Source organism: Clostridium sp. E02 (genome assembly GCF_003833015.1).
Taxonomy (GTDB): Bacteria; Bacillota; Clostridia; order Lachnospirales; family Lachnospiraceae; genus Lacrimispora.
The window spans coordinates 1-15,632 of record NZ_RJLQ01000010.1 but is presented as its reverse complement, the minus strand read 5'-3'; the positions used below and the strand labels follow the sequence as shown (position 1 = coordinate 15,632).

At 40.1% G+C, this 15,632-nt stretch carries 15 protein-coding genes; 13 read left to right on the top strand and 2 right to left on the bottom strand.

What is annotated here, in order from left to right:
* Positions 1–2 precede the first annotated feature (2 nt).
* From EFT72_RS08870 to EFT72_RS08835, 8 genes are all read left to right on the top strand, one after another.
* Complete coding sequence (locus tag EFT72_RS08870) at positions 3–1,640, top strand: FAD-dependent oxidoreductase (RefSeq protein ID WP_124066562.1); 1,638 nt, start codon at positions 3–5, stop codon at positions 1,638–1,640.
* 19 nt (positions 1,641–1,659) lie between these two features.
* Positions 1,660–2,958, top strand: coding sequence for a phosphopyruvate hydratase (eno, locus tag EFT72_RS08865; protein ID WP_124066561.1), 1,299 nt, complete (start codon positions 1,660–1,662; stop codon positions 2,956–2,958).
* A gap of 256 nt (positions 2,959–3,214) precedes the next feature.
* Positions 3,215–3,862 (top strand): MBL fold metallo-hydrolase, encoded by a 648-nt coding sequence (locus EFT72_RS08860; protein WP_124066560.1) that lies wholly within the window; start codon positions 3,215–3,217, stop codon positions 3,860–3,862.
* A gap of 17 nt (positions 3,863–3,879) precedes the next feature.
* Positions 3,880–4,467 carry a 4'-phosphopantetheinyl transferase superfamily protein gene (locus tag EFT72_RS08855; protein WP_124066559.1) on the top strand — a complete coding sequence of 196 codons (588 nt, stop codon included), beginning with the start codon at positions 3,880–3,882 and terminating at the stop codon, positions 4,465–4,467.
* Positions 4,468–4,645: 178 nt separating this feature from the next.
* Positions 4,646–5,815 (top strand): cyclopropane-fatty-acyl-phospholipid synthase family protein, encoded by a 1,170-nt coding sequence (locus EFT72_RS08850; RefSeq protein ID WP_124066558.1) that lies wholly within the window; start codon positions 4,646–4,648, stop codon positions 5,813–5,815.
* A 112-nt stretch (positions 5,816–5,927) separates the two neighbouring features.
* Positions 5,928–6,782, top strand: a complete 855-nt coding sequence (locus tag EFT72_RS08845; RefSeq protein WP_124066557.1) for a MurR/RpiR family transcriptional regulator — start codon at positions 5,928–5,930, stop codon at positions 6,780–6,782.
* A 288-nt stretch (positions 6,783–7,070) separates the two neighbouring features.
* Positions 7,071–7,988 carry a 1-phosphofructokinase gene (gene pfkB, locus EFT72_RS08840; protein ID WP_124066556.1) on the top strand — a complete coding sequence of 306 codons (918 nt, stop codon included), beginning with the start codon at positions 7,071–7,073 and terminating at the stop codon, positions 7,986–7,988.
* Positions 7,988–9,886 (top strand): fructose-specific PTS transporter subunit EIIC, encoded by a 1,899-nt coding sequence (locus tag EFT72_RS08835; protein ID WP_124066555.1) that lies wholly within the window; start codon positions 7,988–7,990, stop codon positions 9,884–9,886. The genes pfkB and EFT72_RS08835 overlap by 1 nt, the downstream gene beginning before the upstream one ends.
* Here the strand turns inward: EFT72_RS08835 and EFT72_RS08830 are convergent.
* Positions 9,873–10,106 carry a hypothetical protein gene (locus EFT72_RS08830; RefSeq protein WP_124066554.1) on the bottom strand — a complete coding sequence of 78 codons (234 nt, stop codon included), beginning with the start codon at positions 10,104–10,106 and terminating at the stop codon, positions 9,873–9,875. The genes EFT72_RS08835 and EFT72_RS08830 overlap by 14 nt on opposite strands.
* 151 nt (positions 10,107–10,257) lie before the next feature.
* Here EFT72_RS08830 and EFT72_RS08825 point away from each other — a divergent pair, with 151 nt between their 5' ends.
* The 5 genes from EFT72_RS08825 to EFT72_RS08805 all read left to right on the top strand — a co-directional run bounded on the left by EFT72_RS08825 (position 10,258) and on the right by EFT72_RS08805 (position 14,305).
* Positions 10,258–10,911: an HAD family hydrolase gene (locus EFT72_RS08825; protein WP_124066553.1), complete on the top strand. Its 654-nt coding sequence runs from the start codon at positions 10,258–10,260 to the stop codon at positions 10,909–10,911.
* Positions 10,912–10,989: 78 nt separating this feature from the next.
* Positions 10,990–12,009 (top strand): LCP family protein, encoded by a 1,020-nt coding sequence (locus EFT72_RS08820; RefSeq protein WP_124066552.1) that lies wholly within the window; start codon positions 10,990–10,992, stop codon positions 12,007–12,009.
* An 89-nt stretch (positions 12,010–12,098) separates the two neighbouring features.
* The gene (locus tag EFT72_RS08815) at positions 12,099–13,454 is read left to right on the top strand and encodes a TrkH family potassium uptake protein (protein ID WP_124066551.1); all 1,356 of its coding nucleotides are present in this window, start codon (positions 12,099–12,101) and stop codon (positions 13,452–13,454) included.
* A 16-nt stretch (positions 13,455–13,470) separates the two neighbouring features.
* Positions 13,471–14,127, top strand: a complete 657-nt coding sequence (locus EFT72_RS08810; RefSeq protein WP_124066550.1) for a TrkA family potassium uptake protein — start codon at positions 13,471–13,473, stop codon at positions 14,125–14,127.
* A gap of 13 nt (positions 14,128–14,140) precedes the next feature.
* Entirely contained in the window at positions 14,141–14,305 is a 165-nt protein-coding gene (locus tag EFT72_RS08805) for a FeoB-associated Cys-rich membrane protein (protein WP_124066549.1), read from the top strand.
* A 57-nt stretch (positions 14,306–14,362) separates the two neighbouring features.
* On the opposite strand, the gene EFT72_RS08800 is transcribed toward EFT72_RS08805, so the two are convergent.
* Positions 14,363–15,388, bottom strand: coding sequence for a PTS sugar transporter subunit IIC (locus tag EFT72_RS08800; RefSeq protein ID WP_124066548.1), 1,026 nt, complete (start codon positions 15,386–15,388; stop codon positions 14,363–14,365).
* Between the last annotated feature and the right edge of the window lie 244 nt (positions 15,389–15,632).

Sequence of the window (15,632 nt, the reverse complement as noted above, 5' to 3'; positions counted from 1 at the left end):
TTATGAATGAATTTTACGATGTGGTAATTATCGGTGCAGGCCCTGCGGGGTTATCTGCCGCCATTTATGCGGCACGGGCAAGGTTTAAAGTTCTCGTATTAGAAAAAGAAAAGCTTGGTGGGCAGATTACCATTACTTCTGAAATTGTCAATTATCCTGGAATTGATCGCATAGATGGGGATGAACTCACGGAGCGTATGAGAAAACAGGCAGAAAATTTTGGGGCAGAATTTAAGATGGCTCGTGTGTCTGATCTTGATTTATCACAGGAATTTCGCATTGTAAAGACGGACAAAGGTGATTTTAAGACGATTGGAATTGTCCTTGCTCTGGGAGCCAATCCAAGGACACTTGGATTTCAGGGCGAACAGGAGTACAAAGGACGTGGTGTGGCTTATTGCGCTACTTGCGACGGAGAATTTTTCACTGGAATGGATGTGTTTGTAATTGGCGGTGGATTTGCGGCGGCTGAAGAAGCCGTATTCTTAACCAAGTATGCGAAAAAAGTGACAATCATAGTACGGGAAGATGATTTTACCTGTGCAGCTACTGTGGCAGATAAGGCAAAGGAACATGAGAAAATAGAAATACAGTATCATACTGAAATTATAGAAGCAGCAGGTGACAGCCTTCTTCGAAAAGCACGATTTAAGAATCGTCACACGGGAGAGATTTGGAACTATGAGTCTTTGGCTGGGGAAACATTTGGCATCTTTGTGTTTGCAGGTTATGTACCAGATACCGGTATTATTAAGGGGAAGCTTTCGTTAGATCCACAGGGATATTTGCTTACGGACAAAGATCAGATGACAGATGTTCCTGGAGTTTATGGTGCAGGTGATGTATGTGTTAAGAACTTACGACAAGTAGTGACTGCCGTTTCTGACGGGGCAGTAGCCGCTACCTCTCTTGAAAAGTATGTTGCAGAAGTTTACGAAAGACTGGCACTTAAGCCGAGAGAGTGGGAAAAGGTTAAAAAAGAGCCACTGGTTGAAGCCTCAAATCCAGAGAGGGAAATAGATTCTTTTATCACTCCTGAAATAAAAGAACAACTAAAAGAATTATTTGGGAAGTTTCGTAGTAAAATAACAATAAAGGCATTGCTTGACCAAAGTCAGCTGGCTGATGAGATGGAAGGTTTTTTAAAAGAATTATCCCGACTTTCAGATCGGGTAGAAGGAGTGGTAAGCCGGGAATCGGATCAGACGAAACCAAACGAGAATTTACCCGCACTTTGTGTTCTAAGAGAAGACGGAACGGAATGTGGGATTCGATTTTATGGAATTCCAGGTGGTCATGAATTTAATTCTTTTATCATAGGACTATATAATGCAGCTGGTCCCGGTCAGACTCTTTCACCGGAAGAGTTAAAACGGATTAAAAAGCTTAAAAAGCCCTTAGATATAAAAATTGCGGTATCGTTATCCTGCACCATGTGCCCAACAACGGTTATGTCTGCAGGCCGTATCGCAACGGAGCATGAGAAAGTCAACGCATGGACCTATGATCTGGCCTATTATCCTGAATTAAAAGAACGATATCAGATCATGAGTGTTCCTTGTATGATTATAAATGAAAAGACGATAGAATTTGGGAAGAAATCCGTAGAGGAACTTTTAACCATACTAGAAACAATCTAATGGAAAAGGAGAGCAAGTGATGAACTATTTAGAAATTGTAAAGGTGTTAGGACGAGAAATTATTGACTCCAGAGGAAATCCAACTGTTGAGGCAGAGGTTCATTTGGCCGATGGAACCATAGGGGTGGGAGCAGCACCAAGCGGAGCTTCTACTGGTGTATTTGAGGCTCTGGAACTTCGAGATAATGATAAAACACGCTATGGTGGAAAAGGCGTTTTGAATGCGGTTCACAATATTAACACTGTAATCCATTTTGCATTAATGGGAATGGATGCCTCTGATATATATTCCGTTGATAAAGCGATGATAAAGGCAGATGGAACAGCAGATAAATCAAAACTTGGTGCCAATGCGATGTTAGCAGTTTCCATTGCCTGTGCAAGAGCATCGTCTGTCAGTCTGGGGATTCCACTCTATCGTTTTCTTGGTGGGATGAATGGAAACCGACTTCCAGTGCCTATGATGAATATCCTAAATGGTGGTGCTCATGCAGCAAATACAGTGGATGTGCAAGAATTTATGATTATGCCAGCAGGCGCTTCTAGCTTCAAAGAAGGACTGAGATGGTGTACTGAGGTGTTCCATGGCTTGGCCTCTATCTTAAAGTCCAAAGGACTCACAACTTCAGTTGGAGATGAAGGTGGATTCGCACCAGATTTGGACAGTGACGAAGCAGCCATTGAACTAATTCTTGAAGCGATTAAAAAAGCTGGGTTTGAACCGGGGAAAGACTTTGTTCTGGCCATGGATGCGGCAGCGAGTGAGTGGAAGGGAGAAAAGAAAGGTGAGTATTTTCTTCCAAAAGGGAAAAAACACTTTACTTCTGAGGAACTGATTCAGCACTGGAAACAGTTAAGTGATAAGTACCCCATTTATTCCATTGAGGATGCCTTGGATGAAGAGGATTGGGATGGTTGGCAGCTTTTAACGAAAGAATTAGGAGATTCCATTCAGCTGGTTGGTGACGATTTGTTTGTAACCAATACCCAGCGGTTGAAGAAAGGGATCGAAGAAGGCAGTGGCAATTCCATTCTGATTAAGCTCAATCAGATCGGAACTATTTCTGAGACCTTAGAAGCCATTCAGATGGCTCATCGAGCTGGCTTTACAACGATTGTTTCCCATCGTTCTGGAGAAACTGAAGATACAACCATTGCTGATCTTGCGGTCGCATTAAATACGGGTCAGATAAAGACAGGTGCACCAAGCAGAAGCGAGCGTGTTGCAAAGTATAATCAACTTTTAAGGATAGAGGAAGAACTGGGAGAGAATGCTGTTTATCTTGGGTTTGATGCATTTCGTATCAAACGTTCTTAAAAATAGAATGAGTAAGGACCTGTCTGGTTGAACCCTGGCAGGTCTTTTTTTGCCATAAAATTTATAAAATGATTTGAACAATGGGAAGATACATGTTATTCTTATAAAAACAGTGGACAATGAAAAATCGGATAAAATAAAACACAAAAAGTGAGAAAAAATCGGAATATTGAAAGCATTCTGCCAATACAATAAACAATGATACTTTGAAGGATCAGGCGTTCTTCGAGAAGAATGGGAAGTGAGAGGGAGGAAGATGGCAGAGATAAAGCGAATCAGATGCGGGGCTGAAAACACCTATCTGGTGGAAAATCAGGGAAGAGCCATTCTTGTGGATACAGGAAGAAAAGGGTTTGAAGAATTGATATTAGCCCAGTGTAGGAAAACAAAGGTGGAACTGATCGTTTTAACGCATGGACATATCGAACAGGTTCAAAATGCCGCTTTTCTGTCGGAAAAACTCAAGGTTCCACTTGCCCTTCATCCGGTAGAACTGGATCGTATAAAGAATGATAGCGAGGAACCCTTGCTTTATCAGGGAATACTGGGACTGGTGTTTGCGGAAATAACCGTAAAAAAACAAGAGATTGCTGAGATCCCTGATTTTAGGCCGGATATATTTCTAAAAGAGGGAGATTGTTTGACTGATTACGGATTGGATGCAAGAGTAATGGAATTACCTGGTCATACCAGAGGGTCCATTGGTCTGGACATCGAGGAATCAGATTTGATTGTAGGGGATGCATTAATGAACTTATTTTATCCAGGTCTGCCCATGGTTTATAGTGATAGGGAGAGCGCACTAAAAAGCGCTGAAAAAATTCATTCCCTTGGATCAAGAAAATTATATTTCAGTCATGGAGATCCGGTGGATAGTCAGACCTTTCGCTGGAGTGAAAATTAAACAAAGGATAGAAGCATATGGTTTGGATTTATTTAAAAAAATACGATGACTTGCAGGTGAAAGTGAAACAGAAACGAGATAGGGAACATCAATTAGGAACGGAACTGCTGTTGCAGGGATTAGAAGAACAATATGGAATGAAGAAACCAATTGAGCCCCCACTTTCCATAGCCAAAGGGGAATGTGGGAAACCGTATCTGACGGACTACCCTCATATCCATTATAATATCAGCCATACGGATGGTCTGGTGGTTTGTGCCATAGGAGATGATCCTCTTGGTGTTGATGTGGAGAAAATTCGTACGCATCCTCAAGAAGTTATAAGAAAAATAATGTCAGAACAAGAAAAACAGGCGTTGAATCAATGTTTGGAAAAGGAACGGGATCAGCTTTTTTTTCAGATATGGACGCTAAAAGAAAGTTACGTAAAAGCCGAGGGCTGTGGAATTACGGTGCCACTAGCAGGGATCTCATTTGATCTGAGTCACGATTCTATTGTCTGCAATAAACCAGGTGTTTGGTTGGAACAAAGAATTTTAGAAGATAGGTATGTTTTGTCTTTCTGTAGTTTTAAGTACACAGAGCTTACGTTTGTAAGAGCTTAGCCTGCCAACCTAATATAGAATAAATATCGTTTCATGCGTGGAGAATACAGCCTTAGCTGTATTCTCTATTTTTTTACCACAATAGAACGAGCAGAAAGCGAAGAAAAATAATCTTTGTTATGAATTTGACAAAAAGTGGTAAACTATAGATAGAATAAAAATGATAGGAGGAAAAGCCATGAAAAACATGACAGATAACTTTTTGATTTCATTTCTTCAAAGATTTGATCAACACCCCTTTGAAGTAAAGATGCACGGGACCGCTCATAAAATTGGGGAAGGAAATCCTACTTTTGTTGTAAAGGTTAAAGATGAGATAGCTGGAAAAGACTTAATGACCAGTACGTCACTGGCATTGGGGGAAGCTTATATGAAAGGAAACCTAGAAATTGAAGGGGATCTTTTTCAGGCGCTGGATCACTTTCTTGGGCAGATGGAAAAATTCTCTACAGATCATTCAAAACTGAAAAAACTAATTTTTACTTCACAATCCAAGAAAAATCAGAAAAAGGAAGTTACTTCCCATTATGATATTGGAAATGATTTTTACAGTCTCTGGCTTGATGAAACCATGAGCTATTCCTGCGGATATTTTAAAAAGGAAGATGATACCTTATACGAGGCACAATGCAATAAAGTGGAACGTATTTTGAAAAAATTATATCTAAAAAAGGATATGACGCTCTTGGATATCGGTTGTGGATGGGGATATTTGCTAATGAGAGCAGCAAAAGAATATGGGATTAAAGGGACTGGAATCACTCTCAGCATCGAACAGAAGAAGAAATTTGAAGAGGAAATTGAGAAAGAAGGGTTGACAGATCGGATTTCGGTGGAACTTATGGATTATCGTGATTTATCTAAATGCGATAAAACATTTGACCGGGTTGTCAGTGTTGGGATGCTTGAACATGTGGGAAGGGATCATTACCCATTGTTTATTAAGGCGGTTGAGTCAGTGTTAAATCCAGGAGGGTTGCTTTTGCTGCATTATATCAGTTCCTTAAAAGAGTATCCAGGAGATCCGTGGATGAAAAAATATATTTTCCCAGGGGGAACGGTTCCCAGTCTGCGGGAGATGATTTATACATTAAGCGAGGAAAATTTTTATACCTTAGATGTAGAAAGTCTAAGACGCCATTATTACAAAACGCTGCGTCTATGGGACCAGAATTTTAATGAAAACAGAAAAGACATTGAGGATAAAATGGGATCTGAATTTACTAGGATGTGGGATTTGTATTTAAATGCATGTGCCGCTACGTTTCATAATGGGATCATTGATCTTCATCAAATTCTGGCATCAAAAGGGGTCAACAATCAGCTTCCAATGACAAGATGGTATTAAAAAATAGGATTTTGAAAGAAAATAATGAAAGAAATCAGCCTGTACTTTACAAGATATTTCCGATCAGATATACTTATGTAATATAATTACATGAATTCGAGGTAAATAGTTTATGCAGGATAATATCAGTGTGTCAGGAGTTCTATGTTCCTCATATGATTCATTTTTTGAGGCTGAGAAAAAAATAGCGGATTATATACTGGCTCATAAAAGCGAAACGATTGACATGACGGTGGCGGAGTTGGCACTGGCTAGTGGTACGAGTGATGCAACGGTATCCAGATTCTGCAGGAGATGTGGGTTTCATGGATTTCATCACTTAAAGATCAATCTTGCAAAAGAAGTGGTGGAAGAAAGGGGCAATGCAATTGAAGTGTCCAATGAGATTAGTCGGGATTTAATTGGGCAGTCCTTGCAGAATATATTAGCCAATAAAGTTGCAGAGCTGACTCAGACCATATCGATGATGGAACCAGATAGACTAAATCGCATTTTAGAAGTTATAGAACAAGCGAGAGCCATTCAGCTTGCTGCAGTAGGCAATACCATTCCAGTAGCAATGGATGGGGCATTTAAATTCAATCAGCTTGGAATTACGGCTGTGTCTGGTCCGATTTGGGAGACACAGATGGCTTACACTTGTAACCTTGGTAGGGAAGATGTAATAATAATTATATCAAATTCTGGTTTTTCAAAACGTCTTATGACTATGGTTGCAGTGGCAAAGGAGAATCATACACCTACCATTGCCATAACAAATAACCCGTCGTCTCCACTCGGACAGGCTTGTGACTATCATATTACGACAGCAACAAGAGAAAAACTGTTGTTGGGTGAGTTCTGTTTCTCTCGAGTATCCGCTACCATGGTAATTGAGATTTTATATCTCTTTTTATCCGTTAGTAAGAAGGATTCTCACGATCACATAAGACGACATGAGATTGCAATTTCGGATGATAAAAAATAATAAGAAAATAAAAGATTTATTTCGTATAATAGGAAGAAAAAGATTTGTTTTCTTCCTGTTTTTGTGAATAATAGTATTTTAAATACCTTTTGGGAAATACTAGGATGATGCAGACAGCACAAAAAATTAAAAAAAATGTTTATAAAATAGATGCTAATTTGTGCGAAGTGCTGAAATATCATAAGAAAGAGTATTTCTTTGTGAAACATATTGACGAAATAAAGCAATCGTATTATATTAGTAATGAGATAAGAAATAAAATTTTACAGATCGAAGGAGAGATGACATATGATTTACACCATAACATTTAATCCTGCACTGGATTATGTCGTAAAAGTAGATCATTTCACATTGGGATCCGTCAATAGAACTGAATCTGAGACCATTTACAGTGGCGGAAAAGGTTTGAATGTATCTGCAATATTGGAGACATTGGGATATGAAAATACGGCATTGGGATTTATCGCTGGATTTACTGGTCAGGAGATTGAAAAGAGAGTTCATGAAATGGGATTTCAATCTGATTTTATCCATGTAGAAAAAGGATGCTCAAGAATTAATGTAAAGCTGAAATCCGAAAAAGAGACGGAAATTAATGGAATCGGTCCGATGATAAATGACAGCCATGTAGAACAGCTTTTTGCAAAACTGACTGGTCTTTGTAATGGAGATGTATTGGTATTGTCTGGAAGTATTCCGAAATCAGTGGACGATGATATCTATGAGAGGATTATGGAATTTTTAGATGGAAGAGGAGTTCGTATTGTTGTAGATGCGACGAAGGATCTGCTTTTAAATGTTCTTAAGTATCACCCATTTCTCATTAAGCCCAACAGTCATGAACTGGGAGATATGTTTGGCGTTACGTTAAAAGATCCGGAAGATATCATTCATTATGGAAAACTGCTGCAACAAAAGGGAGCCCAAAATGTGTTAATATCCAGGGCAGGAGATGGTGCGATTCTGATCACGGAAGAGGACGAAGTTATACAGTCAGGGGTTCCATCTGGAGTTGTAATTAATTCTGTAGGAGCCGGAGACTCTATGGTGGCAGGTTTTATAGCTGGGTATCTGGAGAATGGGAATTATAAGCATGCGCTTCGTTTGGGATCTGCCGCTGGAAGTGCCAGTGCTTTTTCCGAAGGACTTGCTGATAAGAAAGATATTATTAAGATGTACGAAGGACTGAAAAAGGAGGGGTATTGATGAAGATTACCGAACTGTTAAAAAAAGAAAGTGTAGAATTGGGGGTAGCGGTATCCAGTAAGGAAGCGGCCATTGATCGGCTGGTTGATCTTATGAATGCAGCCGGAAGTTTGAATAACAAAGACGAATATAAGAAAGGAATTCTGGAACGAGAGTCACATGGAAGCACAGCTGTGGGAGAAGGGATTGCCATTCCTCATGCAAAAGTGGCTGCAGTGAAAGAACCTGGACTTGCTGCTATTGTTGTACCAGAAGGGGTGGATTACGGAGCTTATGATCATTCACTTTCACATTTGATCTTTATGATTGCAGCACCTGAGGGAGAATCAGATGTGCATCTGGAGGCTTTGTCTAGACTGTCCACCTTGCTTATGGATCCGGAATTTAAAGATGCGCTGCTGCATGCTGGATCAAAGGAAGAATTTTTACGGATCATAGACGAAAAAGAATCTGGGTCTGTAGGAAAAGAAAAGAAATCGTTGGATGGATATCGGGTACTGGCAGTTACTGCTTGTCCGACTGGAATCGCCCATACTTTTATGGCAGCGGAAAACCTTGAAAAACAGGGAGAAAAATTGGGAATTCCTTTAAAAGCTGAGACGAATGGCGCAGAAGGTGTTGGCAATGCGTTGACGAAGGACGAGATTGCGGCAGCGGATGGGATCATAATTGCAGCAGATAAAAATGTAGAGATGTCTCGTTTTGACGGGAAACCAGTCATTATGGCTACGGTATCAGAAGGAATTCAAAAAGCAGATGAACTGATCCACCGCGCGGTTAGCGGTACTGTTCCCGTTTATCATCATTCAGGAGCTGCATCTTCCGAGGAATCCCAGGACAAAGAGGGATTTGGACATTCCATCTATAAGCATTTGATGAATGGAGTTTCTCATATGCTTCCCTTTGTTATTGGTGGAGGAATTTTAATTGCACTGGCATTCTTGTTTGATGATTATTCCATTGATCCTTCTAATTTTGGTAAGAACACCCCCCTTGCCGCTTACTTAAAAACCATTGGAGAGCAAGCGTTTGGTATGATGCTTCCAGTGCTTGCCGGATATATCGCTATGAGCATTGCAGATCGTCCAGGTCTGGCGGTAGGGTTTGTTGGCGGTTTGATTGCGAAGATGGGAGCTACGTTTGCAAACCCAGCTGGTGGAAGCGTGAATTCGGGATTCCTGGGAGCATTATTAGCTGGTTTTATCGGTGGATATCTGGTTCTATTTTTGAAAAAAGCATTCAAAAAGCTTCCGAAATCGTTAGAAGGAATTAAACCTGTATTGCTCTATCCACTGATTGGTATCTTTTTGGTAGCGGTTGCAACTACGTTTATTAATCCCTTTGTAGGTGCGATCAATGATGGTCTGACCCACCTTTTAAATAGCATGGGTGGAACGAGTAAGATCATTCTGGGAGCAGTTGTTGGAGGAATGATGTCTGTTGATATGGGTGGCCCTGTGAATAAAGCGGCTTATGTATTTGGTACGGCGCAGCTTGCAGAAGGGAACTTTGATATTATGGCTGCAGTCATGGCAGGTGGTATGGTTCCACCCATCGCCATAGCACTTTGCACCACATTCTTTAAGAAAAAATTCACGGACAAGGAACGTCAGTCTGGACTTGTTAACTATATTATGGGATTGTCCTTTATTTCGGAAGGTGCCATTCCATTTGCAGCAGCAGATCCGCTCCGGGTAATCCCTTCTTGTATTGTAGGTTCTGCAGTGGCAGGAGGGCTTTCCATGGCACTTAATTGTACCCTTAGGGCACCTCATGGTGGAATTTTTGTAATACCAACCATTGGGAATCCGTTTGGATACCTGATCGCCATCGCAGCAGGATCCTTGACAGGCTGTTTGATTCTTGCAGTATTAAAGAAGAACATTAAATCAGCATAGTAGTACGTTTGTTACTATAAAAAGGCATTGCAGGTATCACCGCAATGCCTTTTTCGTAGATAAAATAGTTGTCCATGGAAACCACCACGTTTTCCGTAGAAATAGGATTCGAATCTGATTTAAGGATTTGATACCAGTTTCCTGCAGCAAGAGATGCAACAAGCAAGATTATAAACAATAGTATTGATCCAATTGTCCAAGCTCTTAAATTCTTCTTCATAGATACTCCCATTCATATTAATGATTAGCAATAGTATAGACAAGATAAGAGGAGTTATACAACGAAGCGCATTGGAAGATAAAAGAGTTGAAAAACAAAGGAAAAGGAAGTACAATTTTTATAATGAATAGTTTAAAGGGAGGTAGAATTCATGTACCAGTGCTGTATCTTTGATTTAGACGGAACGATTATAAATACAATTAAGTCCTTAACTCACACCATTAACCTTACATTGAAAACGTTTGGTTATCCGCCCATTGACGAGGCGCATACCAAAAAATTTGTAGGCAACGGTTATGAGAAATTTGTGGAACGGGCATTTCTTTATTCTGGGGGGAAGGAACTAGTTGATCGTGAAAACGTATTGGAACAATATAATCTCAATTTTCTAGAACAATGCCAGTATCAAATTATGCCATATGATGGAATACCGGAATTACTTGAATTATTAAAAACAAAGGGAATAAAGATTGGAATCTTAACCAACAAAGATCACAATCGTGCGGTAGAATGTGTGGAAAAGGTATACGGAAAAGGAGTCTTTGATCAGATTTTAGGAGAAGGAAATGGACTGAAATTAAAACCAGACCCTTCCGGTGTATATCTAATTGCAAAACAATTATCCGTTCCTATTTCGGACTGTCTTTATTTTGGTGATACCAATACGGATATGGAGACTGGAAAAAATGCTGGTGTAGATACGGTGGGAGTCACATGGGGGTTTCGGACAAAGGAAGAACTTTGTGCCTATCATCCGAAATACATAATTTCCCATCCATCAGAGATCCGCGAGGTCTTTGAATAAAAACGAAGAATTATGGAAAATTAAGGAGAGATAAGAAAAATTATCTCTTCTTTTTTTCATGGGAGAGTTGGAGGGACTATGGAAAATTATATAAAATGGGGTTTTGTTATGATTGCGGCTGTTTGGGCAGTTATGATTGGAACAATGATAGGTTACACATGGAACATCCTTCATCTACCTCAGAAGTTACCGGAAATAGAAATGCCTCAGATACAGAATAATAACATTAGTATAAAAACTCAAGAATTGCTGGAAGGCTATTGGACTGTGGCTGTTTTTGGAGTTGATGCAAGAGATGGAACACTTGATAAGGGGACAAGATCAGACATGCAGATGCTTTTTAATGTAAATTTGGGAACCGGTGAAATAAAAGGGGTATCTGTTTATCGGGACACTTATTTAAAAATTAATGAGAAGGGAAGATATGATAAAATCAATGAAGCTTATTTTTATGGAGGTCCGGCTCAAGCGTTAACAGCATTAAGAGATAATTTGGATATTACCATTGACGACTATGCCTCGTTTAGCTGGAAAGCAGTTGCGGATGCGATTAATATTCTGGGAGGAATTGATGTGGATGTTAGTCATGAGGAATTTCGGATCATCAATGGCTTTATCACAGAGACAGTAAAAGCCACTGGAGTAGGTTCTCATCATTTGAAAAAAGAAGGACCAAATCATTTGGATGGGATACAGGCGGTTGCTTATGCCAGACTCAGGAAGACGGATACAGATTTTAAACGGACAGAGAGGCAGAGGACGGTCTTTGACCTGATACTAGATAAAGCAAAGAAAGCAGACATTGCAACGTTAAACCAATTGGTTCATACGGTTCTTCCACAGATCTCGACCAGTGTGGGGGGCAAAGATTTACTTCCATTGATAAAAAATATCAAACGGTTTCATCTGACGGAAACGGAGGGGTTTCCAACTAAAATAAAAGGGGCTAGAATTGGAAGAAGAGATTGTGTTATACCTGTGGATCTGGAATCCAATGTAAAAAGGCTTCACGAGTTTTTGTTTGATGAAACAGATTATCAGCCTTCTTCTTTTGTACGGGGAACCAGTCGTCAGATTCGGATAAAAGTCAAAAAATAAGAATATGAAACTATGCTTTTCCTATAGTTAAAAGTGTGCTATACTATGCAAATAGAATTAGACTGTAAGAGAAAGGCAGAGATACGGACATGGATGAAAAATGGAGAAAACGATTTAGACGGAATGTGAGCCAGACGCAGTTTATCGCTTATGGATTCTTTTGTATTATACTAGTCGGAACGCTTCTCTTAATGCTTCCATTTGCTAGCAGGGATGGACAGTCGGAACCTTTTCTTAACTGTTTGTTTACTGCAACCAGTGCTTCTTGTGTTACGGGATTAGTCGTTCGGGATACGTGGACTCAGTGGTCCTTGTTCGGTCAGTTAGTAATCCTTACTATGATACAGATCGGTGGTCTTGGTTTTATAACAGTAGGTGTATTTATTTCCATTGTATTACGTCGCAAGATAGGACTGAAAGAAAGAGGTTTGTTACAAGAGAGTGTAAACACCTTACAGATCGGGGGTGTCGTCCGGCTGGCAAAGAGAATTATCAAAGGAACCTGTATATTTGAAGGAGTGGGAGCAATTTTATTATCCATTCGTTTTGTCCCTCAATTCGGTATATTAAAAGGTGTGTTTTATGGAATTTTTCATTCTATATCTGCTTTTTGCAATGCAGGATTTGATCTGATGGGTAACCAGGAACCCTATAGTTCTTTTGTTTCCTATTATGATGATTGGCTCGTAAATTTGGTTATCATGTCATTGGTCATCGTAGGCGGGATTGGTTTTATCGTATGGGATGATGTCTATAAGAACAGGTTTCATATGAATAAATATCTACTTCATACAAAAATCGTTTTGGTGACCACGACATTCTTATTGTTTGGTGGTGGACTCCTTTTTTATTTGTTGGAACGTAACAACTTATTGGTGGGAATGAATGCAAGTGGTCAGATTCTAACGTCTCTGTTTAGTTCTGTAACAGCCAGAACGGCGGGATTTAATACCTCAGATACAGGGGCATTAACAGACGCCAGCAAGCTTTTAACCATTATGCTTATGTTTATCGGTGGAAGTCCTGGTTCAACCGCAGGTGGAATTAAGACCACGACTTTGTTTGTACTGTTTATATGCGTGTATTCTAATATTAAACAGACTTATGGAGTGAATGTTTTTGGCAGACGCATCGAGGAGATGGCGATCAAACGGGCAGGTACCATACTAAGTATTAACCTGTTTTTGGCGTTGTCTGCAGCATTGGCGATTATGGCTTTGGAGCCATTTGGATTTTCTGATATATTATTTGAAACTTTTTCTGCCATAGGTACTGTTGGGATGACAACTGGAATCACCAGAGAGCTTCATACGTTATCCAGGGTGATTATTATAATTTTGATGTATTGTGGTAGAATTGGAAGTTTGTCATTTGCACTTGCTTTTGTACAAAGCCACCGCCGGGCTCATATCGAACAGCCGGCAGAAACAATTAACGTAGGATAAATGGAGGAATTAATTCATGAAATCAATATTAATCATAGGACTTGGACGATTTGGACATCATCTTTGTATTAATATGGCAGGACTTGGCAACGATGTGATGATCGTCGATAAGAAGGAAGAGTGTTTGGAAGACCTTCTATCCTATGCAACCAGTGCAAAAATCGGAGACTGCACCAATGAGAAAGTTCTTCGTAGCTTGGGGATCGCAAATTTTGATTTGTGTTTTGTATGCATTGGGACTAATTTTCAAAGTAGTTTAGAGATTACTAGCCTAGTAAAGGAATTAGGGGGAAAAAGGGTGATCAGTAAGGCGAACCGGGACATTCATTCCAAGTTCTTGTTAAGAAACGGCGCTGACGAAGTGATATATCCGGATCTTGATATTGCGGAAAAGCTGGCAGTTCGTTATAGTGCTGACCACGTGTTTGATTATATTGAACTGACTCCGGAATATTCCATATACGAAATCCCTCCTTTGCCCAAATGGGTTGATCACTCTATAAAAGAAGTGGACATTCGAAATCGATATCATATCAGTGTACTTGGTATTAAGCGGGATGGAAGAGCGCAATTAATGCCACCGGCCGATTATGTCATTCAGGCACAGGAACATCTGATGGTGATTGGAAAAAAGGAACATATTGAATATATTTTAAAAGAGATAAAAGAATAAACGGAGGTCTTTTATGATTAGCTGGCTGGCATCCAATGGATCCACCATCATCATTGCACTAATTCTAGTTGGTTTGGTGATACTGGCATTAAAAAAGAGAAAGAAGAGTGGTGGGTGCGGATGTGGTGGCTGTAGCAGTTGCCATCTCGATTCGAAAGATAAGGATACCAAAAGATAATAAAAAAGTGGGAGATAAGGAACGGTATCAAGTCCTTGTTTCCCACTTTTTTATTATTTACTTTAAATCAAGCGTTAAGTCCCCTTCATGGATCCAACTGATTTTTCTAAGTATTTCTCCAAAGATCAGAGTTAATGCGGCTGGAAGTAAAAAGCATACCAGCAAGATACCATACCACATTGTATTACCGCCTCCCATTGCGGTGAAAACACCAATGGGTCCTACCAGACCACAGGTACCCATTCCAGATCCTGCAGGGATGTTTTTGAGTTGAAACAAAACAGTTGCCACCGGTCCGGTTATCATAGAAGCAAGAATAGGGGGAATCCATATTTTTGGATTTTTTACGATGTTACCCATCTGGAGCATACTCGTACCAAGACCCTGTGCAAACAATCCTCCCACACCATTTTCCCGATAGGAAAGTACGGCGAAGCCGATCATCTGTGCACAGCAGCCAGCGGTTGCCGCACCTCCAGCTAGTCCATCTAAGGATAAGGCGATGCAAATGGCAGCGCTGCTAATGGGGAGGGTAAGGGAAATGCCGATAAGAGCTGAAACCAGAATTCCCATAAAGAAAGGTTGTAGTTCCGTGGCTGTTTTTACCAGTGTTCCAAACCAGCCCATAAAACCGGCCACTCCTGGACCTACAAACTGAGCCATTAAAACTCCTGAGATAATCGTAACTCCTGGAGTAACCAGAATGTCTAGCCGTGTTTCCTTTGATACGATCTTACCCAACTCAGTTGCGATTACCGTTGAGGCCAAGGCACCTACAGGCCCTCCAAGTGCATTGCCGGCAATCCCTACTGTTACTGCAGAAAACAAAACCAGCGCTGGAGCGTGAAGTGCATAGGCAATTGCGGCACCTAGCGCAGCACCGGTGGCACCTTTTGCATAATCTGCAATTACGTTGAAAATTTCGATTTTAAATTGCTGTCCCAGTGTACCAAAGATGGTTCCGATCAATAGAGACGCAAAAAGGCCAAATGCCATAGCACCCAATGCGTCAATGAGATAGGTTTGGACAGTAATTGTGACATTCTTTTTCTTAAGAAAGTCTGTTACGCCTTGTTTACCCATATTTCAATCTCCTTCAAATTATTGGTGCACACATTTGACCTTTGTCAAAGCAGTTGCTAGTATTTTAGCATATTATCGAAAAAATACAAGGTTATTTTGAGTAATTCCCTTAAATTGTATGATTCATTTATGATAATGTCCTAGTGTATCACAAATGATTATGTCCCAATTAGTAGTTCATATATTATAATAGAACCTCATGACTTAGAAATGAGGTGGACACAATCAGAAAGGTATTACTAAC